This window comes from Collimonas sp. GW821-FHT07E08, from assembly GCF_059418905.1.
In genome coordinates this window covers 30,849-32,356 of the sequence record NZ_JBWKQR010000026.1, presented here as the reverse complement: position 1 = coordinate 32,356, position 1,508 = coordinate 30,849, and the positions used below count along the sequence as shown (strand labels likewise).

Genomic DNA, 1,508 nt, shown 5'->3' with positions numbered 1-1,508 from the left:
TCGACTTCGGCCTCGACGGGCTTGAGCACCACGAACAGCAATGTGACTTCGTTGTCGACATCAACTTCGACTGGCCTGAGCACGACCAACAGCAGCGTTTCGTCGCTGTCGACATCAACTTCGACTGGCCTGAGCACGACCAACAGCAGCGTTTCGTCGCTGTCGACATCAACTTCGACTGGCCTGAGCACGACCAACAGCAGTGTTTCGTCGCTGTCGACGTCAACCTCGACCGGGATTATTTCCTTGTCGACCGGTATCAGCACAGTGAAGTCCAATGTGGATGCGCTGGGGAACAGCACTGCAGCCGGCCTGGGCGGCGGCGCTACCTATAATTCGGCGACCGGCACGGTCAGTGCGCCGTCCTATACCACCTACAATGCAAACGGTACTACCGCCACCGCCAATAATGTCGGTTCGGCGATCGACAACATCAATAACCAGGGTATCAAATACTTCCACGCCAATTCGACCGGCGCGGATTCAAAAGCGACCGGAGCCGATGCTGTCGCCATTGGCCCCAATGCCGTGGCCGCCACGAACAATTCTGTGGCGCTGGGTGCGAATTCGGCAACAGCTGCTGCCGTGCCGGTCAGCTCGGCCACCGTCGGCGGCACCACGTTCGGCACATTCGCCGGCAATGCGCCGGTGGGTGTCGTCAGCGTTGGCTCCGCGGGCGCTGAGCGCCAGGTAACCAATGTCGCCGCCGGCCAGATCTCGGCGGCCAGCACCGATGCCATCAACGGCAGCCAGCTGTATGCAGTGGCTGGCAAGCTGGATACTGCTGTCAGCGGGATATCGTCCCTGTCTACCAGCGTCAATTCGTTGTCGACTTCGACCTCAACCGGTTTGAGCACGGCCAACAGCAGCATTTCATCGCTGTCGACGTCGACTTCAACCGGTCTGAGCACGACTAACAGCAGCGTGGCGTCGCTGTCTACCTCGACATCGACCGGCATCACATCGTTGTCGACTGGCCTGAGTACAACAAACAGCAACGTGGCCTCGTTGTCTACTTCGACTTCCACTGGCTTGAGTACAGCTAACAGCAGCGTGGCGTCTCTGTCTACCTCGACATCGACTGGCCTGAGCACAACCAACAGCAACGTGGCCTCGTTGTCCACTTCGACTTCGACGGGTTTGAGCACGACGAACAGCAGTGTGGCGTCGCTGTCGACCTCGACATCGACCGGCATCACGTCGTTGTCAACTGGCCTGAGCACTACCAACAGCAACGTGGCTTCGTTGTCGACTTCAACCTCGACTGGCCTGAGCACGACCAATAGCAGTGTGGCGTCGCTGTCGACTTCGACATCGACCGGCATTACGTCGCTATCAACCGGCCTGAGCACAGCCAACAGCAGTGCCGCATCACTGTCGACATCAACCTCCACGGGCTTGAGCACGACCAACAGCAACGTGACTTCATTGTCGACTTCAACCTCGACTGGCCTGAGCACGACCAATAGCAGTGTGGCGTCGCTGTCGACTTCGACATCGACCGGCAT

Annotated in this window: 1 pseudogene; it reads left to right on the top strand. The window is 58.9% G+C overall.

The annotated features are described in order from the left end of the window. A pseudogene (locus AC07RZ_RS23150) lies at positions 1-1,508 on the top strand (cell surface protein); the annotation flags it as partial.